This window comes from Flavisolibacter tropicus (assembly GCF_001644645.1).
In the GTDB taxonomy this organism is placed as follows: Bacteria; Bacteroidota; Bacteroidia; order Chitinophagales; family Chitinophagaceae; genus Flavisolibacter; species Flavisolibacter tropicus.
Genome location: NZ_CP011390.1, coordinates 4,805,317 through 4,830,597 on the forward strand (window position 1 = coordinate 4,805,317; position 25,281 = coordinate 4,830,597).

Sequence of the window (25,281 nt, forward strand, 5' to 3'; positions counted from 1 at the left end):
CTCTTTTCTTCTTTCTTTATATCCTCTCTTAGCTTTCTGTGCGCCCCGGCGCGCTTTGCGTACAGCGTATAGCTTGTTGCGTGCAGCTTATAGCCTTTTCACGTTTGACGTAAAGACAAACTACATTGGAAAAACATTGGTTATAGACGTCTCATGTCGATTGACATCAGCTTTCCTTCCAATACATTGGCTAATTCTACAACGGCTTCATTAGCGCGTTTGGATGCTTCCTGCATATGTGTTGGAAAAAGTGAGATACCGTTATAAATACTATAACACAAGGTGATAAGATGCTTACCAAAGGAGAAATCCCAATTGATGGCATCAAAGTCATCTTCCTTGTTCGTGAACTTTACTTGTAAATCGGTTTTTAAGATGTCAGCAATCAGGTAGAAGCGGTTTAGTTCGGCGTCATCGTCTAATACGGCTTCAGTACAACCTAAAGCTGTTCGTAGGGTTAGACTCATAGTATGGGGTTTTAAACTAAGACACAACAATTGTGTCATTAGCTGCATAACACCAACCCCTATCCTTTGAACTTTGGAGATTTTTTTGGCGCACTGCCATCCAGTACCTTTTCAGCGCCTACATTTCTGCCATTACTGGGGCATCCTTGCTTGTTTTTGGAGAAAACACCACAAGAACTTAACAAAAGCGTAATAATTGAAGCTGTAAGTAAAAAGCGCGTGCTTTTCATATTCGGGGATATTTATACCTAAAGAACGGAAATTTTTGGCAGAAAAGTATATCGGTCCACGGTCGACAATCCACTGACCACTGTGTGGAAAGCTAATTCAGGTAGTTTATTCTGTCGACTGAGAACTGCCGACCGTGGACTGGGCTTCATTTACATTATCAAACCACTTACTATAGCGTATGTAATTATTGGCAATACGGTTGATTTCACCTTCCACTTTTTCCTGGGAGATCGTTTTTACTTTTTTGGCAGGTACACCAGCATAAATAGAGCCGCCTTCGCAAATGGTGCCTTCCAATACTACAGCACCGGCAGCAATAATTGTATTGCTATGTACAATAGCATTGTCCATAACTATGGAACCCATGCCTACCAACACATTATCATGTAGTGTACAACCATGTACTATGGCATTATGACCAATGGAAACGTTATTCCCAATAATGGCTTTTGTTTTTTGATAGGTAGCATGAATAACAGCACCATCCTGCACATTTACTTTATTACCCATGCGAATACTGTTAACATCACCGCGTACTACAGTATTAAACCAAATGCTGCACTGGTTGCCCATTACTACATCGCCAACAATGGTAGCATTTGGTGCTATAAAACAATCCTCACCCCACTGAGGGTTCTTGTCTTCAACTGGTAATATCAAAGCCATAAAAGCGTCTTTTCTTAAATGCAGAATTACGAATTTTCTTTCAGGCAGCCTGCAATTCTGGAATACATGAGCCGTAATAGAAAATAGTCGATAAAATATTTGGAAGTGATAATTATTTCTTGTTTACTTTGTAGTTCAAAGTGCTTTTTTATGGTCAGTCAAAACCAACAATTAGAGGCTTTACAAGATATTCGTCGCATTATGCAACGCTCCAGTCGTTTTATTTCTTTAAGCGGATTGAGTGGCATAGCTGCCGGTATTTGGGCCTTAGTAGGAGCCTATATAGCATATGACTGGATCTATGAATATTATGTAAGCTATAATTCCGAAGGTTATACTGGTATTGCTTTTCAAAAGCTGAAGCTGTCTTTAGTGGTTTTAGCCGCTGCGGTGTTAGGAGCCGCATTAGTATCAGCGTTTTACTTCACCTGGCGTCGCGCCAACAAAAACAATTTGCCTATTTGGGATCATACAGCTAAAACACTTACGCTAAATATGGCCATTCCTTTGGTAACAGGTGGCTTATTGATTTTAGCATTATTGCGATATAACGACTGGCGGTTTGTAGCACCACTCTGTTTGATCTTTTATGGCTTGGCCTTAGTAAATGGAAGTAAGTACACCTTAAGCGAAATACGATATTTAGGTATTTGCCAAATCATATTGGGCCTGGTTAATACACAATTTATTGGTTATGGCCTGTACTTCTGGGCAGTAGGTTTTGGAGTACTGCATATCATTTATGGATTTATTATGTGGTGGAAACATGAGCGTCAATCATCAAACGATATGGTTATCGCTAACAGATAAGGAATGAGCGTCAATAATCCCATAGCAGGTTTAAACAAGGTGTTCGACAACCGTATCCGGTTGGGAGTGATGAGCATGCTTATGGTCAATGAAGAAGTAAGCTTCAATGATTTGAAAGGCATGCTGGAAGTAACTGATGGCAACCTGGCTACGCATTTGATTAACCTGGAAGAAAATGACCTGATCAAAGTGCACAAGGGATTCATTGGCCGTAAAACCAACACAACTTATTCAATTACAAAAGCAGGTGAAAAAGCATTTACAGATCATATCACAGCTTTGGAAAAAATGATCAATGGCGTAAAGTAAATATTTTTTTGCCCTTACACTTTGAAATGCAAAGCACTTTTTATTATAGGAAATCTTAATACTACAGTTATGAAGATCAAAATGATTTTACCAGCTCTTACAGAAGCAAAAAGCCCCTACTGGCGGCCTATCAAGTACTCTTTGTTTCCTCCGCTTGGCTTGGCTACACTGGCTGCTTATTGCTCGCCGGACGATCAGATTGATTTACAAGATGAACATGTTGAAGTTTTAAATATTGATGATAATCCCCAATTGGTAATTATCCAGGTGTATATAACCAATGCTTTTCGTGCTTATGCATTGGCAGACCATTATAGGAAAAAAGGGGCTCATGTATGCTTGGGTGGTCTACATGTTTCTTCACTACCAGAAGAAGCCGCACAACATGCTGATACCATCTTTATTGGACCAGGAGAAGATACTTTTCCAAAATTTCTTGATGATTTTAGAAAAGGAAATCCTCAAAAGATATACCTCAACGCTAAACGTGATATCAGCGAGGTGCCACCAATTCGCAGAGACCTGATCAAACGGCATTTATACCTAGTGCCTAATTCAATTGTGGTATCAAGGGGCTGCCCACATCATTGCGACTTCTGTTATAAAGATGCTTTTTTTGAAGGTGGTAAATCTTTTTACACACAACGTGTTGATTCCGCTCTAGCAGAAATAAATCGCTTGCCGGGAAGGCACTTGTACTTTCTGGATGATCATTTATTAGGTAATCAAAAATTTGCATCTGCTTTGTTTGCAGGTATGCAAGGTATGAACCGTGTCTTTCAAGGAGCGTCAACGATTGATGCTGTTTTAAGAGGTAACCTGATAGAACACGCGGCTAAAGCTGGAATGCGCTCTGTCTTTATTGGCTTTGAATCCTTAAGTTCCTCCAACTTGCAACAAAGCAATAAGAAACAAAATCTTGGAAAGGACTATACAACCGCCATCAAACGGCTACATGATTTGGGCATCATGATCAATGGTAGCTTTGTGTTTGGTTTAGATGATGATGATAAAGATGTATTCAAGCGTACTGTAGACTGGGCGGTTGCTAATGGTTTAACAACTGCTACCTTTCATATTCTTACGCCTTACCCAAGCACACGCTTGTTCCAAACAATGGAGCAACAAGGACGTATCCTTCATCGCAATTGGGAGTTATATGATACGAGGCAAGTTGTTTATAAAACGGTTGGACTAACAGCCAATGAATTAAAGCAAGGCTACGACTGGTCCTATCAATCATTCTATAGCTGGAGCAACATCCTAAAAGCCAGCGCTCAACACGATAATATTAAACATGCCATCAAGCATTTTACATATGCCGGTGGTTGGAAAAAGTTTGAACCGCTATGGAACTTCATTATTAAAACACAAGGGCTGAATAAGATGCTGCCATTACTGGAAGCCATTTTATCAAAAGTGGGTAGTAAAACCAATCAAAAACAGCCATTGTCTCCGTTCCCTGCTATTGCTTAATAACTCCGCATTTTAAATACATTTTATGATAGAGCAAATCATTCTAAAACGCATTCGCTTACTACTGCTGTTCTTTATCGTTAGTCTATTTTTAAGTGGTCTAACAGCTATTCCAGTTGCTCCAGAGTTACGTTGGCTATTAAAACATTTACCAGCAGACTCAATGGCAGCCACTCTTTTTCAAATTGTTTTGGAGGCTTATTTAGAAGTGCAAAACAAGTACAGCTTCTTATTATATGGGTACGATTGGCTGGCCTTTGCGCATTTTGTTTTAGCCATTCTTTTTATAGGCCCCTACAGGAATCCTGCACAGAATATCTGGGTGATACAGTTTGGATTGATAGCCTGTGTACTCGTAATTCCATTTGCTTTAATAGCGGGCTATTTAAGGGGCTTGCCACTTTGGTGGCGCTTGGGTGATTGTGCTTTTGGTATCATAGGTTTTGCAGTTTTATGGCCTTGTTACCAATTGATAAAAAGACTGCAAACAATCCAATCCTTTCCTTTCTCACCTGTTCAATATGCCTGGCTATGAACACATTCAAACATGTTTTAAATACATGGCTTTTATCACATCTGCTACACCCATTTGTATTTCTATTTTTCAAGAATTGGATAAGTAGTTATATCACTTGGGATGATGTTGTCATATTAGCAGTAGTGTCCATAATTATCAGTATTCCTGCTTTGTTGCTCGGGTGGTTTTTTCTAAGCTTTTTGAATTTCAATAGCGACATCCCGTTTGTTAAGCAGGGATTATGGCTATTCCTTACAGCATTAGCTATCATACTTAATCTATTAATTATTCTCATAATAGTAGGTGCGCCGGAAGAAATATCTGAAGGCTTTATATTCTTAATCCCTGCTATCGTTTCTTCCTGGATTGCCATTCTTATTCGCACCCAACAGTTTCAATATCTCTTTACATCTAAATCAACAGACAATGAAAATAGTTTGGTTTAAACAAACCGGCTGGACCTACGTGCCAGTACATGTTATCGGTTACCTGATTACTCTTTTGGCTATCATCTTCTTAGTACCGGTATATGTAAGTATCACTCGATTGGGGCACTCTGTAAGCGATGACCTATATAACCTTTTTATATATACCACATGCACTGCTTTCTGGTGGAAGTGGATTGCAGAAAAAACAAGTATTTAATCTTTAAAACCATAAACCAACATGGAAACAATTCCAACAGCAACTACTACAATCGCGAATGATATCTGGTCTAAAAGTAAAGTTCTCATTAAAGCAGGAATCATTGGTGTCCTTATTCTCCTGCTTCTTATTCCTACCAATTATGTGGAGGGGCTAATTCAAGAGCGTGAAGCCCGGCAGAAAGAGGCTATTGCAGAAGTCAGTCAAAAATGGGCAGGCAAGCAAACCATTACGGGCCCTATACTTACTATACCCTATATCACTACAGCAGCAGATGCGAATGGTAAGTTAACGAACGTAAAGAAGTACGCCTATTTTTTGCCCGATCAATTGCAAGTGGATGCAACGGTTAATCCTCAGGAGAAACACCGTGGTATTTATAAAGTAATGTTATACAATGCGCTGGTGAATTTGAAAGGTCAATTCGCTAAGGTGAATCTGTCGCAGTTAGGTATTGATCCGCAAAGTGTTGTCTGGAACGAAGTATTTGTTCGTATGGGCGTCACCGATACACGAGGCTTGAATGAAGAGTTGCAATTGAAATGGAACAACTCTACGTTGTTGTTTGCGCCTAATGCTATTGGCGGGCAAGATGGAGCTGACGGCCTTACGGCACGTCTGCCTATTCAATCTGCAGAGGAACTTAACAATATTTCCTTTGAAAGTATATTGAATGTGAGTGGTTCTGAACAGCTACTATTTACACCTATAGGTAAAACCTCAAAGATTAACCTGCAGTCAGCTTACCCTCACCCTAGTTTTACTGGAGATGTGCTGCCACAGTCAACGTTGGTTAAGGATAGTGGCTTTAGTGCTAACTGGATCAGCTTAGCGCATAAGCGCAACTTTCCACAAGAGTTTCGTCAATACGAATCTCCTAATGGTAAAACCTACGATGTAGAAAATTCCGCTGTTGGGGTTAGTCTCTTTGTACCCGTAAATGCCTATCAAAAAACACTACGCTCTATCAAGTATGCTATTTTGTGTATTGCCTTAACCTTTGTTGCCTTCTTCCTAATTGAAACCATCAATCGCAAATCGGTTCACCCGTTTCAATATGGATTAATAGGGCTAGCTCTAGTATTATTCTATACACTATTACTTTCTTTTTCCGAGTATGTAGGTTTTAATGCAGCCTATGGAATAGCGGCTTTATCCACCATTGGCCTGATAGCCTGGTTTGTCAAAGGCATACTAGCGTCCGGTAAGCTATCAACTGTTTTATCTGTTGTACTCTTGTTAGTGTACAGTTATGTGTTCAGCATTCTACAACTGCAAGACTATTCCTTGTTATTTGGCAGCATTGGGTTGTTTATCACATTAGGTGTCATCATGTATTTCTCAAGAAAACTACAATGGTAATATTAAGGCCCTTAGGGGCCTTCAACTCTTTAACTTATGCGTTACACACAAACAACTTTTTCCTGGCGCGCCCGCCGCAAAAGTTTCTTTTATGCAGGGGCTGGTATTTTTCACTTGCTCAGAACAGAGCACAATGCCTGGATTCATTTAGCGATCACTATACTTGTTGCTGGGGCCTCTGTTTACTTTAACATCAGTCAAATAGAAATAGCGCTTTTGTGTTTTGCTATTGGCCTTGTTTGGATAGCTGAAATGTTTAATACCTGTGTCGAGAAGACACTAGACTTTATTACACAGAAACGATGCGAAGAGATCAAGCGCATTAAAGACATGGCAGCAGGCGCTGTACTTATTGCATCATTAGTTGCCGTTCTAATTGGTGCCATTGTTTTCATTCCTAAAATCATTGTTATATATGGTTCATGAATTGACCCGAAATACGATTATCAAGAATTACTTTTTAAATAAGAACGGACTATACCAGATCCTTGTGTTACTAACAGCCTTTTGCCTGGCGCTCGTAGCTTTTCGGATTCTATATACAGGAGAATGGATGTTTGCTTTTTTGATCTGGAATTTATTCCTGGCCTATTTACCTTATAGTCTTTCATCCTATATCGCCAGAGAAGAGCGGCATATGTCTAAGCCATTTCTGATCTTACTACTTATTACCTGGCTTTTATTAATTCCTAATTCCTTCTACATTATTACCGATTTGTTTCATCTGCGAAAGCAAGATGTAATACCCTTGTGGTACGATCTGGCGTTGATTATGTCCTTTGCCTGGAATGGTTTAATTGTAGGTGTATTATCAGTTCGACAAGTGGAGAAAATACTGCAGCAACGTTGGCATGTTTACGAGTGGCTGTTTATTTTACCCTTGATGTACTTAAATGCACTGGGTATTTTTATTGGCCGCTACTTGCGTTTCAATAGTTGGGATGTAATTACAAATCCGGTAGCCTTAATTAAAGATGTAGTCTATCTCGTTATTCATCCCATACGCAACCGGTTTGATTGGTGTATGATTATCTGCTTTACTGTCTTGCTAAGCATTTTTTATCTCACCCTAAAGAAAATGAGTAAGATGAATGAAAACGAAAAAGGGACGCAATAGCGTCCCTTTTTTTATGTTTCTTTTTAAAACGATTAGAAATCTAAACCTAGTGCTACATACAGTTGCGGCTTGCCTCTGAAGAAGCCATTCATTTGCCAGGAGGCATCAAAGCGAACGAAGTAACCTAATAGGGTGCTGCGTGCTCCAAAGCCATAACCACCAGCAAATGGTCCAACACCACCGGCTTTCAGGTTTACCACTACATCCGGATTGCTTGGATCAGTGTAAGATACCGATGGGCGCTTAATTGAGTTATAATTTCCATTCCATGCGGTACCCAGGTCTACGAACTGTACCAGTTGGAAATTGCGCAGTAGCGCATTATTAATTGGGCGGTTAAAGAAGGTGCTGAAAACTGGCAGGCGAACCTCACTGTTCAGCACAACCGCATTATTACCATTGGCTACATTTTGCTTAAAGCCACGCATGTTTACGGCCAGTGCTTGGTAAGCGTAATTTGCATCTTCAGCTGGTCTGTTGAATGGATCAAAGTAGCGGAAGGTTAAATTTCCTTCATTATCGACTTTTTCATTGTCACCAAATTTCAACCAGCCATCTACACCACCTAAGTAGTATACCACTTTTTGACTACCCCAGGAGAAGTCTCCTGCAGCACGTACAGCCCAAATAACATTGCGATAAATAGGTAAGTAGTGGCGGGCATCGAAGCCGGCGTTGAACAGGAACTTGCCACTGGTAGGTACACTTACACCAGAAGTCTTTAGTCGTGTGAACCAATCTACATAAGTCTTCCAGCGTAGGCCATGCCAAATGTTTTGAGCTGGATTTATTGTATTGTCATGTACATATTCTAATGAAACCTGACCGAAGATTTGCTTCTTATCAGGATACGCTACTGTAGCCGGGAACGGCGCTTTACCTTCTACGATCTCATTATCAAAGCGAGGTCCAACTGTAGCTCGAAGACTTCTAACTCGGTCGAATGCATAACGCAGACGCCCCAAGTAGTAAGAAGAGTGTTGCTTAATAGTTATAGGAATATTAATTCCTGTGCCCGACAATGAACCTCCGTAAGTAACGGTACTTCTATAGTAGCTAAAGCCCCAGTCAAAGCGCTTGCGCAAGTTGTTGAACTCAAACAATACATCGTTATCGCGCAGGTTAGGAGCAATACGGAAGCCGCCAGATATTTTATAATCTTCAAACAGGTCTACCGTACCTAAGCGAATCAAACCATTCAAGTCATTACCATTGGCAGGATCAATAGGCCCCGCACCATAAGCATATTGCTGATAGCGACTGATACCAAACACTGTGTTGTTAAGGCCTGCCACCAGGTAGTCGTTAAAGAACTTAGGTGGACGGTATTCAAATAGCTTCGCTTTTTTCAAAATGGGCTCTGGGGCATTTATTTCTTCACCCTGAACCACCTTGCCTAATTTCGAGCTATCTGCTGCTTCATTACCAAATTCAGTTTGGAAAGCATCTGCAGGTTTCGCAGTATCCTTTACTGGTTGGTAAATGGTTGTAGAACTATTGGCAATCTTTTCCTGAGTCATTACTTTTTTCATGTACTCAGTAGGTCTTGCGGTTATATTACGACGACGCAGTACGTCCTCATTTACTTTTAGACGATAAAGATTCTTGTAATCACCCAGGCGTGTTACCTCGCTCACTTGCTGATTATCACCAGCAGTGCGGGTTTCCAGCATGCTGCTTTGGTAGTTGGTCAACGGGAATACATAGGCCGAGTCATGTGTGGTAGCATAATAGCCTACGGAGTCAATATCGGTTTTATTCCACTCTCTTAATACAGAATCCACTTCAGGAAGTGTTGGATTTCGCATTACTTCATCTCCAATGTAAACTAGTGTGTCTAGTCCTGCCCGTTCAGTAGAGAAGAAGCCTGCATAGCGGTTATTTACACCATTTTCATCGCTTACAAAAGTGAAGTGATAAGTGTTGTATTGCGAAGGATAGCGTGCATTTCCAAACTTCACGTTAGTTAGCTGAGAGATTTGCTTATACTCACTCTTATTCCAGTTATCTACTAAGAAGATATTGAAGTGCTTTGATGGTAAAGAAGTATCAGATCCTGTTGCATTAGCCGATGGTCGGTTTGAGGCAAAGATGATACCTGTCTTATTAGGGAAGGTAACAAATGAGGCATCGAGATCATCATAAGAGTCGTTAGTGATCTGCTCCACAGACATCTTATCTATCTTATACACAAAGATGTCAGTTTGCCCACCTTTCACAGCACTAAAGATGAGTGTGTTGGCATCCAGCATATACTTCATATCCTGTATCTGGTCAAAGGCTGTAATTTCCTGCTTGGTGGTTTTAATGCGTCTTACAATATCATACACAAACAATTTGATCTTTCCTTCTTCACTGTACAATACAGCTAAACGAGTTCCTTTACCATCCCAGGCAAGAATAGGGTAGTTAGGGTTAACCTCATCCTGGCGAGAGCGGGTACCAAACTGCAACAATACTTTACGGTTAACAAAGTTCTCATTCAATACCACACTGTATTTACCCTGCTTGAATTCAACTACGGCATAGGTAAAGCTTTTCGGTTGAGGGCTGGCGTTAAAACGGATAAAGTCCTTTTTACCAATTTCTTCACTGATACCCAGCTGACCTTTAGGGCTGTTGCGTCGGCCGCGGATGTCCTTGAAATACATTTGCGACATCTCTGTCATGAAGTCGGCCAGTACATCTTTAAACTTTTTCTTAGCAATACGTTGTGTGGCAGTGTTCAGGTTGCGGTACACACGTGCCAGGTAAAGCAGGTAAGTAGTTCTGCTTTGCCCATACTTATTTCCAAAGTAGTACCAAAAGGCATGTCCCGCCAGCATAGGCTTTTCAAAAGCAAACTGATAGAAGTTGGTATATTCTGCACTTAATAACGTATTCCGAAGTTGGTCGTCCAGGCTAGTACTCCAGGTTTCCGCTGCGTATTCAATATATCCATCGGTTAGCCATTGCGGTAAGTCCAGCAGCGTTTGATTAGCAGCCATTTCTCCCAAGTCATCACCAAAGAGCAGGTTTTGTACCAACACTTGGGCAATGCCTTGACGGATCTGCCGGCGCAGGTTGTTTTTGTTGGCGTCAAAATACACCAGCATTTTATTGTTCACAAGCTTAGTAACACCGCCTGTGTTTTGCCAGTCAATACCTAAGCCAATATTGGACTGCTGCATTTCATTGAAATTGTTATAAACAGCAATGTTGGCCCGGCGTTGCATGCCATATTCAACAAACTCTTCCAGCTGGGGAAGCTCTTGTTCTGCCATTTGAGCAACATACTTGCCTATTTCAAGCCCATCCTGGGCAAAATAGGTGTTGAAATTTTCAGTCTGATAATAGCGCCAGTTAAACTTTTGGTATTGCACACGGTTCTTTCCAAACTCAACCGCATTCACCTGCGCTTGTGTAAATTGGACAAAACAAAACAAGGTAGCAACACTAAAACAAAATCGTCCAAGGGATTTATTCATAAAGTATGTCAGTGTTAGGGATAAAATGGTGCCTTTTGAAAGTAAATTGCATTAAAAATACAAAAAAGCTGCATGCTACATATTCAATCCTTCACCTTCAACCCTGTTCAGGAAAATACATATATCGTTTATAACGAATTAAGGCAGTGCTGTATTATAGATCCCGGCTGTTATTTTGCAGCAGAAGAGAAAGCCATAACCGATTTTATCAGTGCTAATAACCTAACGCCCACGCACTTACTGAATACGCATTGTCACCTGGACCACATATTTGGTAATCGTTTCATACATAAAACCTATGGTTTACCGCTACATCTGCACCAGTTGGAGAAACCGGTTCTGGAATTCGGGCCTACCGCCGGCCTGCAGTGGCAAATGCCTTTCGATAACTATGATGGAGAACTGAAGTTTTTGGAAGAAGGAGATGTGGTAAAACTGGGCAATGAAGAGCTGCACGTATTATTCACACCTGGTCATTCACCGGGCAGTATTTCGTTTTACAGTAAAGAACATAAGTTCCTCATCAGTGGCGATGTGTTGTTTGAAGGAAGTATTGGCCGTACCGACCTTCCCGGCGGCAGTTTTGATGTGCTGGAACAAAGCATTCTTACCAAACTGTATACACTACCAGCAGATGTAGTTGTCTATCCTGGCCACGGCGATAGCACTACCATTGGCGATGAAATGAAAACCAATCCTTTTGTAAAGATGGTGTAAAGGGCGAATAGTGAAACGTCAAACGTGAGACGTGAGGCCCTTCCCAGCCTCCCTGAAGGGGAGGAGAGCAAATGCACAAAACCAGAGGAGCAAATTCATTTTAATACTAAAGCACCCCGTTTGTGGAGTGCTTTTTTATACTGGAAAGCAAAGTCCTTCACATCAGAAAGAAGATTGTTTGAACCGGGATTTGGGGAGATTCAGGGATTAAAGGAAAGCTGGGCTGTATTTTGTATCTTTAGTGTCTTCTTTTTAAGGCGTTTTCAGCCTTTCGAATTACACTTTTTTTTACTACTTCTTCTGTGTTTATAGCAGTGAGCGGATGGCGCCATACGGCTCTAGGTACGGGTGTGATACGGAGTAAGGGAGGAGGCCATACGGAGTAACCTAGTATTCTATACGGAGTAACCATGAAGGGACAGCGGAGGAGTAGGCAAGGAACAGAGGAGTGGCAGTGGAGTATCCATGAAGGTGAACTGCCGATTGGTTGGAATTGGACGTTGGGGGAAAGGTAGCAGGATTTGTATTATATAGGGTTTGTTTAATCCATAAGAAAAGTACTCTGCAAAGTGGAGTGCTTCTGTATTTGTAAGAGCGTCTGATTTTTGGGGTTTAGTGCGTTAGCCAACTCACCATTCACCATTGACCATTCACGAGCTTGGCTTTGCTAGAGATATTTACCAATAACTGGCAGTCGCGCAAATTCTTTTCGCTCTACGCGAAGAATAAACAGGGTGTAAAGCGATAGCAGGATAAGGGCAATGACACGATTCACCCATACATTATCAATAAATCCTTGGAATAAGGTATACAGACCAAAGAAACCTACCGATATAAGTATATAGGCTACCAGTTTGCGCCAGGCATAAGGAACAGGATATGCTTTTTGCCCCCAGATATATGATACCACCATCATGGTGCCATAGCACAGGAAGGTAGCCCAGGCGCAGGCCATGTATCCATAGTGTGGAATAAAGAAATAGTTGATGACAGTAGTTACCGCTGCTCCCAAAAGCGTGATCCAGGCACCCGCCATAGTTCTATTGGACAATTTATACCAAATAGAAAGGTTGTAGTAAATACCCAGGAACATATTGGCCAATAAAAGAATGGGAACAACCTTCAATCCCACGCGGTACGACGCTCCGATCATGTACTGCCATACATTCAAAAACAGGCTTACCAGCAGGAACATGACAGAAATGACAATAACAAAAAACTTCATTACGCGGGCGTATGTACGTTGGGGCTTTTCTCCCTGCGCCTGCTTAAAGAAAAAAGGCTCGGCACTCATCCGGAAGGCTTGTATAAACAAGGTGATAAGAATCGAAAGTTTATAACAAGCGTTATAGATACCTACTTGCGACTCTCTATAAATTTCGCTGCCAGGTAACCACCAGCGGAGCATAAGCCGGTCAAAGGTTTCATTGATCACACCGCCAAATCCTACAATGAGCAGCGGCATGGCGTAAACCATCATTTCGCGCCACAGCCTACCATCGATTTTCAGCCTTACCTGTGCAATCTCGCGCGACAACATTAAAAGCGTAATAATTGCCTGCAGCAGGTTGGCAACCAGCACATAGGTTACCGGGTTGATATAGGGGTTATAAATCAGGGTCAGCCAATTAGGGTTTTGTGGGTCAAAATGGGAAGGGCAGTAGCTGATAAAGAACCATGTAACCAATATATTAATGAGGATACCGGAAATTTTTACCAATGCATACATCCTGGGCCGTTCTTCCTGCCTCAAACGCGCAAAAGGAATAGTGCTTAACGTATCAAATGAAATGATCAGAACAGATAGCTTGATCAGTTGTGGCAGGTCTGTTAAGCCGGTGATCCCTCCTAAAATGCCAGGAAACGTATATAGAATAAGTGAAAAGAATAGCGTACTAATGGCTATGGATAAAAAGGCGGTGCTGAAAATGGTAGACCGGTTTTCTGCCTTGGCTGAAAAGCGGAAGTAGGCTGTTTCTAAACCATACGTAAAGAGAACATTCAATACCGGGAGCGCAGAATAGATTAACCCGATCTTTCCATAATCAGCCTTGGAAATGACTGCTGAATACGTCAGAAGAGGGGTCAATAAATAATTGATAAAACGGGCAGCAATAGAGCTTCCACCATACCAAAGGGTTTGTCCTGCCAGTTTCTTAATACCACTCACGCCAATACAATTTGCGACAAAAATAATGGGTACAACTGTGCCATACTTGTTAAAGCCTGTTTATTATGGCGCTCCAAATTTAGGATTGTGAAGAATGCTGGAGTCCGATAGGGTGCGTAAAAAGGCAACTACATTATCCAGCTCTGTATTGGTGAGCGGAATACCATTCTTTAATGAAGGATCCAAAGTAGGCCCTTGCTCTACGCGACTGCGGTAGTGATCTACCATATTTCGAAGGGTGGCGCTGCGGCCGTCGTGTATATAATAAGAAGTGAGTTCAGCGTTGCGTAAGCTGGGCACCCTAAACTTTAGCGAGTCGGACGATTGGTGGGTAACGCGCTGTCGACCAAAGTCGCTAAGAAAATCCTGTATAGGCAATCCAATGTTGCGATAGGTAAAATCGGTAAACAGTGGCTCGGTGTGGCAGCCGGTACACTTGGCTTGAAAAACCTGGTAGCCGTTTGCCTCTTGAGATGTAAAGCTGGCTGTGCCTTTTTTTACCCGGTCGTATTTAGAATCGGCTGTTACAATAGTGAGCATAAATTGGGTAAGTGCCTTTAAAACGCGATCGCCCGTAATCTGTTCGTCACCATAAGCGGCTTTGAACAATTGTTTATAGTTAGCATCCTGTTGCAGCTTGCGGATAATACCTAGAATAGATTCGGCCATTTCATCGGGGGCCGTAATATGTGCATAAGACACTTCCTCCATCGTTTTGGCACTACCATCTTGCCGGAAGGCGCGTTGCCAGGCCAAATTGAGCAGGGCAGGGGCATTGCGTAAGGTATGGGAGTGGTTATAGCCATGGCTGCGGTCGTGTTCATAGGTGGTAAAGCTGGCTACTTGCTGGTGGCAGGAAGAACATGGAAAATTACCATCTATAGATAGGCGTCCTTCATAAAACAGGTGGCGACCTAATTCTACACCTTCCTGGGTCAGCGGGTTTTTCTGAAAGTTATAAACCGGGGGAGGAAAGCCTGCAGGTACTTCAAAGGCCAATGGCGTTGTGTGCGGGCGAGGGAAATAATCTACATCACTACAGCTTTCTAAAAGACTTACTGTTACAGCTACAATTGCTACAAGGCCTCCAATAACAATCCAAGGTTTCATAATTACTTCACGTCAATGGAAGATAACGAGAATTGCCCGGAATAATTGTCTGCAATTTTCATGGCCGCAGTTCCTGGATTTAGTATGGTGGGGTTGTCGGCAATTGACATGGGATAAATGCCATCAAACCAGCGAAGCAGTTCAGCCTTGATCGTCAGTTTTAAAGTTTGTCCTTGGTTAACTACCATAGTAGCGGGGAAGGGAATGATCACATAACGAAGAGCATTCGTTTGACCTTCAAATCCCCCAATCTCATGTCGTAATACATTACCGGGAGCCCCTGAAAAATCAGAGGTGCCCTCCATCTTGGCAGCCATGTACCCTTCGTTGGCATCCCAATACATTCCTTGCGCGGGATCTAACACACCTGTATGATTGCCACTAACCTGCCGCGTGCTATCTATTCCTACCAAAAATACCAGGCCATCATAGGCGTCAGCCCTGATAGTTGTTTTCAGTGTTTTGGAGTCGGCGCTTTGTTCATTAACTAAAAAATAGGTGTCTGAAGCTTTAAAGTTTTTGCTTGGATTGAGCAGCTCCAGGTTGCTGACATAATATTTATACTCGGTTAGTGTAAATGTTTCTTGGAATGAGTTGGTCAGTGTTTTGTTTAACTGTAGGGGCTGACCATTAACCTGATTAACCAGCTGAATTTCTAAAAACGCACCAGTGTCATCGGTGGCGCTTTTTTCTTTTTTACAGCTGTTAGTAAACAGGAGTAAACATACGATAGTAATAGAGGTGAGTAACCGCATCATATCAAAAGGGTGGGCTTAATAAATGTTAGGCGTTGTAACGAAACTTTTGGCGGCCTTGCTTTCGTTCTCCCTGTTTCTTTTTGCTATCCAAGCGCTTTTCCTTTGCTTGTTTGGATGGCTTGGTAGCAATCCGAAACTTCTTTTTTTTCAAAGCCTGCGTAATCAGTTCATTAATTTTCTGAATGGCTTCTTCTTTGTTTTGCAGTTGGGTACGATGTGTTTGAGCTTTTACAAACAGTTCTCCTTCTGCATTGATACGGTTTACAAGCTTTTCGTGCAGCACTTGCTTTTGCTGCGGGGTTAAGATGTTGGAGTTGTCAATAGGGAAGGTCGCGATCACTGCGGTTTCTACTTTATTTACATTCTGTCCGCCTTTTCCGCCACTCCTGGTAGTTTTCAATTCTATTTCCGCCGATACGTCAACCATAATTCGGTGGTGAAGCTAAAAAAAACAACTGATTTATGAAACCCTGCCGTTAACTTCCCTTTTTTAATGATGCAAATTTTATGCGAGTAGTTATACAACGGGTTACTAAAGCTAGCGTAACGGTGGAGGGAGAGATAACGGGACAGATCAATCACGGGCTACTAGTATTGCTTGGTATTGAAGATGCGGATACAGAAGAAGATAGGGTGTGGCTGAGTAATAAAATCGTCAACCTCCGGATCTTTAATGATGAGCAAGGTGTTATGAACCGCTCTGTACTTGAAATAGGTGGTGGTATTTTATTGGTAAGTCAGTTTACTTTGCATGCCTCAACCAAAAAAGGTAACCGGCCCAGTTATATAAAAGCAAGCAAGCCAGATGTAGCCATTCCCATATATGAAAAGATGAAGCTACAATTGGCAAAGGACTTAGGGAAACCCATACCTTGCGGAATATTTGGTGCCGATATGAAAGTGGAGTTGTTAAACGATGGACCTGTAACAATTGTAATAGATACCAAAAACAAAGAATAGTAGTTTAGTAAATAACAAGAGATGAAGCGTGATATAGAAAACCGTGAAGACATAGAAAAACTGTTGGAAGCGTTTTATCAGCAGGCCACACAAGATCCTTCTATTGGCCGCTTTTTTACAGAGGTTGTTCCATTAGATATGCAGCAACACATTCCCGTGATTGCCGGATTCTGGGAGGCCATTCTTTTTGGCAGCCGTACCTATAGTAAAAACGTAATGGCGGTGCACCAACACATTCACCAACTGTCCTCTATTAAAAAAGAACACCTCGATCGCTGGGTACAATTGTTTACTCAAACTGTAGATCGTTTATTTGAAGGAGAAAAAGCAACACTCATGAAACAGCGCGGTGCATCTATCGCTACGCTCATGGACATTAAACTCAACTATAATCAGGTAGGTAATAAATAACTTGCTTCTTAGGTTTATTACACCAATTTTATTGAATTACATGAATTGTAATAGGTTATTGTCAATTTTGGAGCAAGGTCACTTATGTTTAAACGAATCGTTTTCTAACTATCAAATTCGTGTAATTCAAACCTTAAATTCGTGTCATGACAATACAAGAGGCGCAAGCGCAAGTTGATAACTGGATCAAGACAACAGGTGTTCGTTATTTTAATGAACTAACGAATATGGCTATCCTAACAGAAGAAGTGGGAGAGGTGGCCCGCCTAATGAGCCGCTTGTATGGTGAGCAAAGCTTTAAAGAAAGTGATAAAGGGAAGGAGCTTAGTGATGAGCTGGCCGATGTAATGTGGGTGCTCATCTGTATTGCCAACCAAACCGGTGTAGACCTAACCGCTGCCCTGCAAAAGAACTTTGAAAAGAAATCTATCCGTGATAAAGACCGCCATCAGCAGAATGAGAAGTTATAGAGATAGAGGAGAGGGTTGACAAGTTTACAAGTTGAAAAGGGATGTTTCAATCTTGTATCTATCCTTTTCAACTTATCAACTTGTAAACTTATAAACAGCTTCTAATCCCACTAATCCCTTAATCTGCGGTCCCTTTTTTGTATACCCTTACCTAAACAATGCGTTTATGGCAAAGGTTACCTTTAAAGGAATGGTGCAGGTGATGAAAGATGCGTTTAAAGGATTCTCTGATCATAAAGTACCAAAGCTCAGTGCTTCACTGGCTTATTATACCGTCTTCTCCATTGGCCCCCTGCTATTACTAATCATTTCATTAGCCGGCCTGTTCTTAGGGCGCGAGGCCGTGGAGGGTTCTATCTATAATCAACTGGGTTCTTTTATTGGGAGGGAACCTGCTGCACAGATTCAGGATATTGTCAAAAACGCCTTTAAAAGCGGCGACAGTAATATAGGGGCTACGGTTGGTATCATTACCTTGTTGGTTGGTGCTACTGGTATGTTTGGCGAACTGCAGGATTCTATTAACACCATTTGGGGATTAAAGTCCAAGCCCAAGCAAGGGATGTTTCTGCTTATTAAAAACCGCCTGTTGTCCTTTGGTATGATCGGTGTCTTAGGCTTCTTGCTATTGGTGTCTTTGGCAGTAACAGCTTTAACTGCGGGTCTGGGCGATCGTATTCAGCAATTGCTACCGGGCGTAGGAGAGGCCGTTATGTTTGTGATTACAGGTATTTTGTCACTAGTAATTACAACATCGCTCTTTGCTGTTATTTTTAAAGTGTTGCCAGATGCTCGTATGGAATGGAAGCAAGTGTGGCCAGGCGCTATTGCTACATCTATACTGTTCCTGATTGGTAAGTTTGCTATCTCCTTCTATATCGGTACCAGTAATGTGGGCAGCTCATTTGGAGCGGCTGGCTCATTGATCATACTGTTAGTGTGGATTTATTATTCTGCTTTCATACTGTACTTTGGTGCAGAGTTTACAAGGGCTTACGATGTAAAATATACCAAGGGTATTATACCTAATAAATATGCGGTAACGCAAAGTACAGTTGTAGTAGAAGGGGATAAGCCGGTCGCAGCGCAAGTACGAGAGCAGTTATCTGAACCTCAGGCGCAGTTCGGCAAACAACAGGATGAAGAGAATGAGGAAAAACAACAGCCTAAAGCGGCTAAGCCTGATATCCGCAAACCTAAGCTGCAGCCTACAATAGTGTATGAGCAGGTATACACATCTAGCCATAATGCAAAAGCCGCTAAACCGGATAAAGAGGGTTTGTATCGTATTCGTGTAGAGCATAAGAAACCTACCAATATTGGAGTAGCATTGGCGGGTCTATTGTTATTCTTTGTTAATACGGCTGTTGATCAAAGTAATGATGCAAAAGCATAGCTAAGAGAGAAAGAGATAAGGAGAGAGAGATAATTATATTAAAAGAGTACTATTCTATTGTAGAAGTCCTATGTCTTCAAGACATAGGACTTCTTACTTTATAGTCGGACTATAACTAACGGCTGGCTCGTAAAACTAACGCTCGTAAAACTCTATGGGCAACAGATCTGGATCAGAAATGAACGTAAACTTTTTTCCTGTGTATTCATCAATACGGATAGGCTCTGCTACCACCTGGTGTTTATTAAGTTGACGAACTGTTTCTTCTATATCGTTTACTTCAAAGGCTAAGTGTCGTAGTCCCGTACCTTCAGGGCGCGATAGGCGTTGCGGCGGATTAGGAAAAGAAAATAATTCAACAACATAGTGGCCATTCAAAGCCAAGTCCAGCTTATAGGACTGCCGCTCTGCTCTATATACTTCTCTGATAATGCTAAGGCCCAATACTTCTGTATAAAAGACTTTTGAGCGCTCATAGTCTGAGCATATAATGGCAATGTGATGTATAGCGTTTAATGATACCATAATTGATTACTGGTAATTAGCTCTTTTGAGACGCCAAATTAAGACTACTATTACTAATGCAAGTAGCGACCCACTGATCCACATGATTGTTTTATAGGTTGATCCATTGCTCACCTTTGTGCTTTTAACAAGCGTTACCGGTTGCTGTTTCTTTTCCCAGGGGCGTATTATTTGATTTTGATATTCATTCTTTAATCCTTTCTGCAGACTTAAGAAATGCTCATATCTTTTCTTGAGTACGTCATTTACAAATCCATATTCCACTGCTTTGTCATAAATTCTTAGGGCTGAAGTTACATCATGCGTCAGCGCCGTTATATTTCCCAATTCAAAAAGAAGTAGTCCTACAATCTTATCCTCAGGTTTGATAAACGATATGCGTTCATACAGTTGGTAATAGATGGCTTGTCTTAGTTTTTTGAGATCGTTTTCACTTAAAGTAGTTTGTGGTTTGACATCGCTGCCAAATGTTGTTCCAATAAGAAACTGACTATTAACAGAACGATCGCCATTGATTTTAGCTTCCAGAATTTTAGCATGTAGCCATTCCGATTCCATATGTGAGGAGGGATCAATTTGAATAGCCTTTTTTATCCAATAAAGCGCAGAATCGTTTTGTCCCAAGAGCTCATAAAGGGTTCCAATATTTGCCGCAGTGGAATACCTTCCCGGATGCGTACTTTCTATTCGTTGATAAACTTCTTTTGCTTCATTATAGCGACCTAAATAAATAAGGTATACACCGTAGTCAGAATAATCGTCGATCTTCTTATCTTTTTTCCATACACTATCTAAGTAAGCAAGTTGCTTGATGTAGTAAGTTTTACCTTCAATTTCACTGCTATCACGCCCAATTGGTACTTCATCACCCAACCCACTAACTTCCACTTGCTTACCGGAAAGCAGCACACGCATTTCATTTATACAGGCAAAGGAAGAAATGGAATATGTGAATAAGAAGAGTAGGGCTAAAGATCTAATCATGATCATTCATTAAAGAGTTAGTATTGGATTGATTTAACTTCTAAATATATAGAAGCTATAGGGAAGATAATTACATCTGCGAATATTTACAATTACCGATTTTGTCTGACCAACTCATTGAATTATTACAAATAGAAAAGCCCCGTTAAACAGGGCTTTTCTATTTGTAATAAACGATTATAATTATTATAACTGTCCTGGCGCTTTGGGGGCAGGTACTACATTATCCACAGGATTTGTGCTTTTTAAATAGGCAAAGATGGCTTTGATATCTCCATCATTGAGTTGGGCCGTATTTTGCCATGGCATAGGCGGCAGAAGCGGACGGCTATTTTCAAGGCCTTTATATTTTCCTTTACGCAGGGCTGTAAAGAATTGCTCTTCTGTCCAGTTGCCAACACCGGTAGCATCAGAGGTAAGGTTGGCGGCATAGGACGTACCCCAAGGGCCAACAACGGCTGTATTATTGAAGTTAAACAACACCCATGATTTAAGTGTCGATGTATCTATAGGTCCTAAATTTTCATCAGCACGATGACCGCTTAAAAGACGCTCAGGGTCAGGTGCCGGCCCTTGAGGGGTCATAATTTTAGGCGAATGACAGTCACCGCATCCCATGGTTGCAACCAGGTATTCGCCCCGCTTGATCGTATCTTGTTTGGTGGGTAATTGGGAAGAAGAAGTTTTGTCCTGTTGGTTGCAGGCAGAAACGCCACAGATTAGGGCAGTGGCAATGATCATGGATACTGTGCTTTTCATCATATCTATTCTATTTTTAGGTTGCAAAAATGAACACTTGTTCTAATGCCAGATTGTAGAAATGCGACATGTTTAATACAATTCATACATGTCGCATTTCTACAATGAGATAGCGTTGTATACTTTTAATTTCACATATAGGGAGTCAAGATTTTATACTAACTGACCTTTTAAGAAACAATAACAGTAATACGCGCAATTAACCATGAACATCCAATACTGTGAATTTCAACCTTCAGCCTCTTTGCAGCCATTTGTAGATTGCTATTGGTACCATGAGTTTGAGGCAGGTGAGCATCAATACTCACCCTTGCAGCGTTGTTTACCATTTGGTACCACCGAATTGATCTTTGTTGATGGCCGCTGCGAGGTATATGCTAATGAAAGATGGCAGGTATTACCTGGTGCTTTTGTTGCCGGTGTATATAAAGATGTAGTAACATGGAGGTGTTTGGGGCCTACCGTCAAGTTTGGTATCCGCTTAAAACCGGAAAGCTTGTTAAGTCTGTTTAATGTTCCCGCCGGCACACTGTTTAATTCGTTTTCCCATCTGAGCGCTGTATTTGGTAAGTATATAAACGAGTTAGTAGAACGAATAGGAGAGGCAAATTCGATGAGCCAATATATACGTATTTCTGAAACCTTTCTGTCTACATTACTAACACAAAGTATTCAACCACGTACATATGTAACCGAAGCTTCAGAAATTATACGCCGATCGGAAGGTTCAATATCTATAGCCACTTTAAGTCATCGGCTGAATATCAGTCGCCGCCAGCTGGAACGTGGCTTTCGTGATACATTTGGAACTAGTCCTAAAACTTACACCCGCATTATCCGTTTCCGAAATACGTATAGTTATTTGCTTTCTAATAAAGCTCCATCACAGTGGACAGACGCTGCCTACAACTTCGGGTATGCCGACCAAGCCCACTTTATTAAAGAGTTCAAAACCTTTGCGGGTGTGCTGCCTACCTTAATGATACATAATAGCCAGGAATTCTTTCAGAGTAAGGGTGATAAGTATCCAATAGATTTATGCTAAGTTAATTTCAAGGGTTATAAAAAAGAAAATGGCCACAAGGGCCATTTAGTTACTTTACTGATTTACCTTGTTTAACTCTTCCAGTTTTTGATTGATCAATTCCGTTAAGAAACCATCTTTATTTTCTTCTGCTTTAGCTTTTGCTGTTTGGTAACTAGTCTTTGCTACATCAAACTTCTTTTGTTGCATGGCCACATTACCACTGATATACCATACTTGCGGTGCTGTAGGATATTGTTGCTGAGCAATCGTTAAAAAAGCTTCTGCATTGGTAAAGTCCTTTAGCTCTGCCAGGTTTTCAGCAGCATTTATTACTATTTGGGGAGATGGCGTAACGCCTGCTTCTTTAAAGAACTCATAGGGTTGTGTAGTAAGGTAGTTGCTGCCTTTTAGTTGAATTAAATCAACGGATCTGATCACTGAACTCTGTTGTACTTTTTTGGGCGCTTGGTTAAAGAGTAGCTTAAAATAATTTTCTGTAATGCTTCTGCCGGTACCGTACATATTGCTGCACATAACAACCATATAGCCGCTTTCCGGTTCAAAATAAACATCTACTGAAAAGCCTGCACCACCACCGTTGTGTCCAATAATTGTTTTGCCGGCAACCATATTATCTGTCGACACTTCAAAGCCAAACGTATAGTAGCGGCCTTGCTTGCTGATGTCTGCTGTGCCATTGGCTGTGTATTGCAGCTTACGTGTTTGAGGCTTCAGATAAGCGCCGCTTAAGTATGTTTTGGCAAAAGCCATCAACTGTGATGCATTTGTAATCCACCCACCAGCAGCGCTAGCTCTTGGGCCTACGCCCTGGTTGGATTGCACATAGTCTTTGCTGGAATAAAAGAAATAGGGTTGGGCAGCAGTTTGTGGCATTACGGTATCCTTCAGGTGATCAATTTGCTTCATGCCTGCTACTGTAAATATGCTTTTGCGGATAGCTTGATCAAAAGGCTGATGATCCAGTTTGGCAATGATCTCACCTAATATTATATAGCCGCTGTTGCTATAAGAAAATCGTAAACCTGGCTGGTCAAAGGCCAATGGCTGATTTTCAATAAGCGACTTTAATTCCTCGGTTGAATAGACTTTTTTGAAATCATAGCTGGGATCATCCCAAGGGCTAAGTAATCCAGATGTATGATTAAGTAATTGATGGATAGTTATTTTATCGGCGTTCTTTATTTTCCAGTCGGGTAGGTAATAGGCCAAAGATTTTGATAGGTCTATCTTACCCTGTTCTACCAATTGCATAATACGAGTAGCTGTAAACATTTTTCCTACCGATTCTGTTTTGAATAGCTTGTCTACAGTCATCGGCATTTTCTTTTCTTGGTTGGCAAAACCAAAGGCATTTTTATAAATGATGCTGTTGCCCTTACCAATAAGAATAACACCATTGAAGTAATGGTCCTGGTATTCTTTTGTAAGGCTGTCAAAGCGCTTGGTTAGTGCATCTTGTGCAAATAATTGGCTAAAGGCACATAAAAAGAAAAGCAGATAGAAGGTCTTCTTCATGACCGGTAAATTTTATGATGGTATCTTCTAAAGGTACGATTCGATTCGTACCTTTTGTACTTAAGATACTTCAGATGGTATTAAGTAAGCTTGAATTGTGAAAATAGAGTAGTGAATAGGTTGATTGAAAGTGCGGAATATATTATTAACAGTTTCAATTTTTCAGAGTAAAGGATATAGACCAGGTAGGGCATAAAACAAAAATAGCCGATCTTAAAAAGATCGGCTACCTAGTGCCCCGGAACGGACTTGAACCGTTACGACCGTTGCGGGTCACAGGATTTTAAGTCCTGCGTTCCCGAAGCTTCGGGATACCAATTCCACCACCACTAAATTTTAGCAAGAACCGATTCAAGTACACCAGGAACGTCTTTGAGCTTTTGAATAAAAACCGATGACTTCATCTTTTTAATAAAGCGCTCCAGTTTATACGCTTGTTCACTGTTTGTGCACGCTATTGTCAAGTAAATCGTCCATGGAATGCCCTTGACGGTATACGCATCCTGGTAATGTGCCGTATTGTGTTCCAACAGGCGCCTTTCCGCATCATCCGTTGTTCCAACATAAAAGCGGTTCAATTTTTCAGAGTAAAGGATATAGACCAGGTAGGGCATAAAACAAAAATAGCCGATCTTAAAAAGATCGGCTATCTAGTGCCCCGGAACGGACTTGAACCGTTACGACCGTTGCGGGTCACAGGATTTTAAGTCCTGCGTTCCCGAAGCTTCGGGATACCAATTCCACCACCACTAAATTTTAGCAAGAACCGATTCAAGTACACCAGGAACGTCTTTGAGCTTTTGAATAAAAACCGATGACTTCATCTTTTTAATAAAGCGCTCCAGTTTATACGCTTGTTCACTGTTTGTGCACGCTATTGTCAAGTAAATCGTCCATGGAATGCCCTTGACGGTATACGCATCCTGGTAATGTGCCGTATTGTGTTCCAACAGGCGCCTTTCCGCATCATCCGTTGTTCCAACATAAAAGCGGTTCAATTTTTCAGAGTAAAGGATATAGACCAGGTAGGGCATAAAACAAAAATAGCCGATCTTAAAAAGATCGGCTATCTAGTGCCCCGGAACGGACTTGAACCGTTACGACCGTTGCGGGTCACAGGATTTTAAGTCCTGCGTGTCTACCAATTCCACCACCAGGGCTCCAAAAAAAATCCTCCCAAAGCGGGAGGAAATATTGAGCGGAAGACCGGGCTCGAACCGGCCACCCCGACCTTGGCAAGGTCGTGCTCTACCAAATGAGCTACTTCCGCTTTTAAAGAACTTTTGTTTGGGGGTGCAAATATAAGGAGCTCTGCTATTCAAAGAGAATAAGATTGAAAAAATGTTTCAATTTTTTACAATAACGATAGTCAATTCTTCAATTTCACTGAA

The 25,281-nt window shown here is 41.4% G+C and carries 27 protein-coding genes, 2 tRNA genes and 1 pseudogene; 15 read left to right on the top strand and 15 right to left on the bottom strand.

What is annotated here, in order from left to right; genetic code table 11:
• Positions 1-140 precede the first annotated feature (140 nt).
• Both SY85_RS20585 and SY85_RS20590 read right to left on the bottom strand, forming a co-directional pair.
• On the bottom strand, positions 141-467 hold the full coding sequence (locus SY85_RS20585) for a hypothetical protein (protein ID WP_066407128.1): 327 nt from the start codon (positions 465-467) through the stop codon (positions 141-143).
• A gap of 336 nt (positions 468-803) precedes the next feature.
• Positions 804-1,364, bottom strand: a complete 561-nt coding sequence (locus SY85_RS20590) for a gamma carbonic anhydrase family protein (RefSeq protein ID WP_066407131.1) — start codon at positions 1,362-1,364, stop codon at positions 804-806.
• Positions 1,365-1,514: 150 nt separating this feature from the next.
• On the opposite strand from SY85_RS20590, the gene SY85_RS20595 reads away from it, so the two are divergent.
• From SY85_RS20595 to SY85_RS20635, 9 genes are all read left to right on the top strand, one after another.
• Positions 1,515-2,174 carry a hypothetical protein gene (locus tag SY85_RS20595; RefSeq protein WP_066407136.1) on the top strand — a complete coding sequence of 220 codons (660 nt, stop codon included), beginning with the start codon at positions 1,515-1,517 and terminating at the stop codon, positions 2,172-2,174.
• Positions 2,175-2,177: 3 nt separating this feature from the next.
• Positions 2,178-2,483, top strand: coding sequence for a winged helix-turn-helix domain-containing protein (locus SY85_RS20600; RefSeq protein WP_066407139.1), 306 nt, complete (start codon positions 2,178-2,180; stop codon positions 2,481-2,483).
• Between the two features lie 69 nt (positions 2,484-2,552).
• Positions 2,553-3,959, top strand: a complete 1,407-nt coding sequence (locus tag SY85_RS20605; RefSeq protein WP_066407142.1) for a B12-binding domain-containing radical SAM protein — start codon at positions 2,553-2,555, stop codon at positions 3,957-3,959.
• A 25-nt stretch (positions 3,960-3,984) separates the two neighbouring features.
• The gene (locus SY85_RS20610; RefSeq protein WP_066407144.1) at positions 3,985-4,494 is read left to right on the top strand and encodes a hypothetical protein; all 510 of its coding nucleotides are present in this window, start codon (positions 3,985-3,987) and stop codon (positions 4,492-4,494) included.
• Positions 4,491-4,922 (top strand): hypothetical protein, encoded by a 432-nt coding sequence (locus tag SY85_RS20615; protein WP_066407146.1) that lies wholly within the window; start codon positions 4,491-4,493, stop codon positions 4,920-4,922. Before SY85_RS20610 ends, SY85_RS20615 begins: the two co-directional genes overlap by 4 nt.
• Positions 4,903-5,121: a hypothetical protein gene (locus SY85_RS20620; RefSeq protein ID WP_066407149.1), complete on the top strand. Its 219-nt coding sequence runs from the start codon at positions 4,903-4,905 to the stop codon at positions 5,119-5,121. The genes SY85_RS20615 and SY85_RS20620 overlap by 20 nt, the downstream gene beginning before the upstream one ends.
• A gap of 21 nt (positions 5,122-5,142) precedes the next feature.
• Positions 5,143-6,483: a cell envelope integrity protein CreD gene (gene creD / locus SY85_RS20625; protein ID WP_066407152.1), complete on the top strand. Its 1,341-nt coding sequence runs from the start codon at positions 5,143-5,145 to the stop codon at positions 6,481-6,483.
• A 36-nt stretch (positions 6,484-6,519) separates the two neighbouring features.
• Positions 6,520-6,909 (top strand): diacylglycerol kinase, encoded by a 390-nt coding sequence (locus SY85_RS20630; protein WP_066407155.1) that lies wholly within the window; start codon positions 6,520-6,522, stop codon positions 6,907-6,909.
• On the top strand, positions 6,899-7,600 hold the full coding sequence (locus SY85_RS20635) for a DUF1361 domain-containing protein (RefSeq protein ID WP_082886636.1): 702 nt from the start codon (positions 6,899-6,901) through the stop codon (positions 7,598-7,600). Before SY85_RS20630 ends, SY85_RS20635 begins: the two co-directional genes overlap by 11 nt.
• A gap of 32 nt (positions 7,601-7,632) precedes the next feature.
• On the opposite strand, the gene SY85_RS20640 is transcribed toward SY85_RS20635, so the two are convergent.
• Complete coding sequence (locus tag SY85_RS20640) at positions 7,633-11,067, bottom strand: TolB-like translocation protein (protein ID WP_066407162.1); 3,435 nt, start codon at positions 11,065-11,067, stop codon at positions 7,633-7,635.
• 72 nt (positions 11,068-11,139) lie between these two features.
• On the opposite strand from SY85_RS20640, the gene SY85_RS20645 reads away from it, so the two are divergent.
• Positions 11,140-11,784 carry an MBL fold metallo-hydrolase gene (locus tag SY85_RS20645; protein ID WP_066407165.1) on the top strand — a complete coding sequence of 215 codons (645 nt, stop codon included), beginning with the start codon at positions 11,140-11,142 and terminating at the stop codon, positions 11,782-11,784.
• 667 nt (positions 11,785-12,451) lie between these two features.
• Here the strand turns inward: SY85_RS20645 and SY85_RS20655 are convergent.
• From SY85_RS20655 to arfB, 4 genes and pseudogenes are all read right to left on the bottom strand, one after another.
• The gene (locus SY85_RS20655) at positions 12,452-13,954 is read right to left on the bottom strand and encodes a lipopolysaccharide biosynthesis protein (protein WP_066407170.1); all 1,503 of its coding nucleotides are present in this window, start codon (positions 13,952-13,954) and stop codon (positions 12,452-12,454) included.
• A 63-nt stretch (positions 13,955-14,017) separates the two neighbouring features.
• A complete protein-coding gene (locus tag SY85_RS20660) occupies positions 14,018-15,064 on the bottom strand; it encodes a cytochrome-c peroxidase (RefSeq protein ID WP_066407172.1) in 1,047 nt (348 codons plus the stop codon).
• A gap of 2 nt (positions 15,065-15,066) precedes the next feature.
• Complete coding sequence (locus tag SY85_RS20665) at positions 15,067-15,822, bottom strand: MbnP family protein (protein ID WP_066407174.1); 756 nt, start codon at positions 15,820-15,822, stop codon at positions 15,067-15,069.
• A 25-nt stretch (positions 15,823-15,847) separates the two neighbouring features.
• Positions 15,848-16,231 (bottom strand): annotated as a pseudogene (gene arfB, locus SY85_RS20670) (alternative ribosome rescue aminoacyl-tRNA hydrolase ArfB); the annotation flags it as partial.
• 98 nt (positions 16,232-16,329) lie between these two features.
• Here arfB and dtd point away from each other — a divergent pair.
• From dtd to SY85_RS20690, 4 genes are all read left to right on the top strand, one after another.
• A complete protein-coding gene (gene dtd / locus SY85_RS20675) occupies positions 16,330-16,782 on the top strand; it encodes a D-aminoacyl-tRNA deacylase (RefSeq protein ID WP_066407179.1) in 453 nt (150 codons plus the stop codon).
• Positions 16,783-16,803: 21 nt separating this feature from the next.
• Complete coding sequence (locus SY85_RS20680) at positions 16,804-17,193, top strand: group III truncated hemoglobin (RefSeq protein ID WP_066407181.1); 390 nt, start codon at positions 16,804-16,806, stop codon at positions 17,191-17,193.
• Positions 17,194-17,339: 146 nt separating this feature from the next.
• On the top strand, positions 17,340-17,663 hold the full coding sequence (locus SY85_RS20685; protein ID WP_066407182.1) for a nucleotide pyrophosphohydrolase: 324 nt from the start codon (positions 17,340-17,342) through the stop codon (positions 17,661-17,663).
• 166 nt (positions 17,664-17,829) lie between these two features.
• Positions 17,830-19,059 carry a YihY/virulence factor BrkB family protein gene (locus SY85_RS20690; RefSeq protein WP_066407184.1) on the top strand — a complete coding sequence of 410 codons (1,230 nt, stop codon included), beginning with the start codon at positions 17,830-17,832 and terminating at the stop codon, positions 19,057-19,059.
• A gap of 135 nt (positions 19,060-19,194) precedes the next feature.
• Here the strand turns inward: SY85_RS20690 and gloA2 are convergent, their stop codons facing one another.
• The 3 genes from gloA2 to SY85_RS20705 all read right to left on the bottom strand — a co-directional run bounded on the left by gloA2 (position 19,195) and on the right by SY85_RS20705 (position 21,330).
• Positions 19,195-19,584, bottom strand: coding sequence for an SMU1112c/YaeR family gloxylase I-like metalloprotein (gene gloA2 / locus SY85_RS20695; RefSeq protein WP_066407185.1), 390 nt, complete (start codon positions 19,582-19,584; stop codon positions 19,195-19,197).
• A gap of 6 nt (positions 19,585-19,590) precedes the next feature.
• Complete coding sequence (locus SY85_RS20700) at positions 19,591-20,568, bottom strand: tetratricopeptide repeat protein (RefSeq protein WP_158513014.1); 978 nt, start codon at positions 20,566-20,568, stop codon at positions 19,591-19,593.
• A gap of 186 nt (positions 20,569-20,754) precedes the next feature.
• Positions 20,755-21,330: a c-type cytochrome gene (locus SY85_RS20705; protein WP_226998923.1), complete on the bottom strand. Its 576-nt coding sequence runs from the start codon at positions 21,328-21,330 to the stop codon at positions 20,755-20,757.
• 202 nt (positions 21,331-21,532) lie between these two features.
• Here SY85_RS20705 and SY85_RS20710 point away from each other — a divergent pair, with 202 nt between their 5' ends.
• Complete coding sequence (locus SY85_RS20710) at positions 21,533-22,372, top strand: helix-turn-helix domain-containing protein (RefSeq protein ID WP_066407190.1); 840 nt, start codon at positions 21,533-21,535, stop codon at positions 22,370-22,372.
• 54 nt (positions 22,373-22,426) lie between these two features.
• Here the strand turns inward: SY85_RS20710 and SY85_RS20715 are convergent, their stop codons facing one another.
• The 5 genes from SY85_RS20715 to SY85_RS20735 all read right to left on the bottom strand — a co-directional run bounded on the left by SY85_RS20715 (position 22,427) and on the right by SY85_RS20735 (position 25,160).
• The gene (locus SY85_RS20715) at positions 22,427-23,890 is read right to left on the bottom strand and encodes a serine hydrolase domain-containing protein (protein WP_066407191.1); all 1,464 of its coding nucleotides are present in this window, start codon (positions 23,888-23,890) and stop codon (positions 22,427-22,429) included.
• A 329-nt stretch (positions 23,891-24,219) separates the two neighbouring features.
• Positions 24,220-24,504 carry a GIY-YIG nuclease family protein gene (locus tag SY85_RS20720; protein WP_066407194.1) on the bottom strand — a complete coding sequence of 95 codons (285 nt, stop codon included), beginning with the start codon at positions 24,502-24,504 and terminating at the stop codon, positions 24,220-24,222.
• A 135-nt stretch (positions 24,505-24,639) separates the two neighbouring features.
• Entirely contained in the window at positions 24,640-24,924 is a 285-nt protein-coding gene (locus tag SY85_RS20725) for a GIY-YIG nuclease family protein (protein ID WP_066407194.1), read from the bottom strand.
• 40 nt (positions 24,925-24,964) lie between these two features.
• Positions 24,965-25,050 (bottom strand) — tRNA-Leu (locus SY85_RS20730).
• A 37-nt stretch (positions 25,051-25,087) separates the two neighbouring features.
• Positions 25,088-25,160, bottom strand: a tRNA-Gly gene (locus SY85_RS20735).
• Positions 25,161-25,281 lie beyond the last annotated feature (121 nt).

Bases quoted from the DNA above. Each gene is read 5' to 3' on its own strand.
- SY85_RS20585 (WP_066407128.1), bottom strand. From the start codon at position 467: ATGAGTCTAACCCTACGAACAGCTTTAGGTTGTACTGAAGCCGTATTA.
- SY85_RS20590 (WP_066407131.1), bottom strand. From the start codon at position 1,364: ATGGCTTTGATATTACCAGTTGAAGACAAGAACCCTCAGTGGGGTGAG.
- SY85_RS20595 (WP_066407136.1), top strand. From the start codon at position 1,515: ATGGTCAGTCAAAACCAACAATTAGAGGCTTTACAAGATATTCGTCGC.
- SY85_RS20600 (WP_066407139.1), top strand. From the start codon at position 2,178: ATGAGCGTCAATAATCCCATAGCAGGTTTAAACAAGGTGTTCGACAAC.
- SY85_RS20605 (WP_066407142.1), top strand. From the start codon at position 2,553: ATGAAGATCAAAATGATTTTACCAGCTCTTACAGAAGCAAAAAGCCCC.
- SY85_RS20610 (WP_066407144.1), top strand. From the start codon at position 3,985: ATGATAGAGCAAATCATTCTAAAACGCATTCGCTTACTACTGCTGTTC.
- SY85_RS20615 (WP_066407146.1), top strand. From the start codon at position 4,491: ATGAACACATTCAAACATGTTTTAAATACATGGCTTTTATCACATCTG.
- SY85_RS20620 (WP_066407149.1), top strand. From the start codon at position 4,903: ATGAAAATAGTTTGGTTTAAACAAACCGGCTGGACCTACGTGCCAGTA.
- creD (WP_066407152.1), top strand. From the start codon at position 5,143: ATGGAAACAATTCCAACAGCAACTACTACAATCGCGAATGATATCTGG.
- SY85_RS20630 (WP_066407155.1), top strand. From the start codon at position 6,520: ATGCGTTACACACAAACAACTTTTTCCTGGCGCGCCCGCCGCAAAAGT.
- SY85_RS20635 (WP_082886636.1), top strand. From the start codon at position 6,899: ATGGTTCATGAATTGACCCGAAATACGATTATCAAGAATTACTTTTTA.
- SY85_RS20640 (WP_066407162.1), bottom strand. From the start codon at position 11,067: ATGAATAAATCCCTTGGACGATTTTGTTTTAGTGTTGCTACCTTGTTT.
- SY85_RS20645 (WP_066407165.1), top strand. From the start codon at position 11,140: ATGCTACATATTCAATCCTTCACCTTCAACCCTGTTCAGGAAAATACA.
- SY85_RS20660 (WP_066407172.1), bottom strand. From the start codon at position 15,064: ATGAAACCTTGGATTGTTATTGGAGGCCTTGTAGCAATTGTAGCTGTA.
- SY85_RS20665 (WP_066407174.1), bottom strand. From the start codon at position 15,822: ATGATGCGGTTACTCACCTCTATTACTATCGTATGTTTACTCCTGTTT.
- dtd (WP_066407179.1), top strand. From the start codon at position 16,330: ATGCGAGTAGTTATACAACGGGTTACTAAAGCTAGCGTAACGGTGGAG.
- SY85_RS20680 (WP_066407181.1), top strand. From the start codon at position 16,804: ATGAAGCGTGATATAGAAAACCGTGAAGACATAGAAAAACTGTTGGAA.
- SY85_RS20685 (WP_066407182.1), top strand. From the start codon at position 17,340: ATGACAATACAAGAGGCGCAAGCGCAAGTTGATAACTGGATCAAGACA.
- SY85_RS20690 (WP_066407184.1), top strand. From the start codon at position 17,830: ATGGCAAAGGTTACCTTTAAAGGAATGGTGCAGGTGATGAAAGATGCG.
- gloA2 (WP_066407185.1), bottom strand. From the start codon at position 19,584: ATGGTATCATTAAACGCTATACATCACATTGCCATTATATGCTCAGAC.
- SY85_RS20700 (WP_158513014.1), bottom strand. From the start codon at position 20,568: ATGATTAGATCTTTAGCCCTACTCTTCTTATTCACATATTCCATTTCT.
- SY85_RS20705 (WP_226998923.1), bottom strand. From the start codon at position 21,330: ATGATGAAAAGCACAGTATCCATGATCATTGCCACTGCCCTAATCTGT.
- SY85_RS20710 (WP_066407190.1), top strand. From the start codon at position 21,533: ATGAACATCCAATACTGTGAATTTCAACCTTCAGCCTCTTTGCAGCCA.
- SY85_RS20715 (WP_066407191.1), bottom strand. From the start codon at position 23,890: ATGAAGAAGACCTTCTATCTGCTTTTCTTTTTATGTGCCTTTAGCCAA.
- SY85_RS20720 (WP_066407194.1), bottom strand. From the start codon at position 24,504: ATGCCCTACCTGGTCTATATCCTTTACTCTGAAAAATTGAACCGCTTT.
- SY85_RS20725 (WP_066407194.1), bottom strand. From the start codon at position 24,924: ATGCCCTACCTGGTCTATATCCTTTACTCTGAAAAATTGAACCGCTTT.